A 1,154-nucleotide genomic window follows, 5' to 3' on the forward strand; every position below is an offset into this window, starting at 1 on the left:
CTACTGACGTTGTCGCCGTGATGTCGTCGAGGTGAGTCCGGTTTCGGCGAGGCATCCGTCGATGAGGTTGCTGCGGTACTGGATCTGACGGAGACCGTGTCGGAGCGTGCTGATGAGGTGGTCTGGTTCGGTGAAGGCGGTGTTGACCTGGCTGCTGCGTCGCAGCAGGGACCAGATGCCCTCGACGGGGTTGAGGTCCGGTGCGTAGGCAGGCAGGAAGTAGCAGGTGATCCAGTCGCGGGTGTCGATGAACTCCCGCAGCCGGCGGTCCTTGTGGACGTTGAGGTTGTCCCACACGAGCACAAGCGGTGCGCCGAGCTGCCGGTGTGCGGCGACGAGCAGGTCGCGGTAGTCGGTCCAGGTGAAACTGCGTCTGCCGCCCCGCTTGTGATCGAGATGCCGCTTGGGCCGGTAGATCAGCCGCGAGCGTTCGCCGTGCTTGTAGCAGGCCAGAGCGGCGACGGAGAAGCGGCGTTGGGAACGTCCCCTCACCCGGATGAAGGGTGTGCGTCCGCGCCGGGCCCATGTCCGTGCGGTGGGCGGCGTCATCGAGAAGCCGGCCTCGTCTTCGAAGCACAGCCAGGCATCGAGCGCCGCCACGGACCTTCCACCTGCGGCCAGATCTCCTTCACCCAGCCCGCCACGGCCTCCTCGTCGCGCTCGACCGCCCGGCGGGCCGGGACCTGGTGGCTGAAGCCGTGCCGGTGAAGCATCCGCGCGATCGCCGACAGCGTCATGCTCTTGTGGAACCGGCGCCCGATCAGCGTCTTGATCCGTGCCAGCGTCCACGTCTGGTCCGGCCAGCCGTGCGCGACCGGCCCCCTGGCGAGCTCCTGCTCGAGCACGGTGAACAGGGCATCACTCAGCTTGGGCTGTGACACGGGCCCGGCAGAGCGCAGCCCTTCGGTGCCGGTGTCGTGCCAGGCCCGGCGCCAGCGCTGCACCGAGCGCACACTCACCCGTAAGTCCTTGGCGACCTCCGCGTTGGAGACACCAGCAGCAAACTGCTCCGCGGCCTCCAGCCGGATCCGCTCACGAAACGCCTGCCGTTCAGGCGTCAGCCCACCACCCTGCGGATATCTCACACAACCGGCATACCGCAACGATCACACATCGTCAGCCCCCAACGACATTACGTCGCAAAAGTCAGTAAC

The 1,154-nt window shown here is 66.9% G+C and carries 2 protein-coding genes; both read right to left on the reverse strand.

Annotated features, from left to right (window positions below; translation table 11 throughout):
* The gene (locus ABZ490_RS52200; RefSeq protein WP_359008158.1) at positions 1–549 is read right to left on the reverse strand and encodes a transposase; all 549 of its coding nucleotides are present in this window, start codon (positions 547–549) and stop codon (positions 1–3) included.
* Positions 546–1,085: a winged helix-turn-helix domain-containing protein gene (locus ABZ490_RS52205; RefSeq protein WP_359008155.1), complete on the reverse strand. Its 540-nt coding sequence runs from the start codon at positions 1,083–1,085 to the stop codon at positions 546–548. The genes ABZ490_RS52200 and ABZ490_RS52205 overlap by 4 nt, the downstream gene beginning before the upstream one ends.
* Between the last annotated feature and the right edge of the window lie 69 nt (positions 1,086–1,154).

The sequence above is a fragment of the Streptomyces sp. NPDC005811 genome (genome assembly GCF_040630405.1).
In the GTDB taxonomy this organism is placed as follows: domain Bacteria; phylum Actinomycetota; class Actinomycetes; order Streptomycetales; family Streptomycetaceae; genus Streptomyces.

Excerpts from the sequence above, each read along its gene's own strand:
- ABZ490_RS52200 (WP_359008158.1), bottom strand. The coding sequence starts at position 549 with ATGACGCCGCCCACCGCACGGACATGGGCCCGGCGCGGACGCACACCC.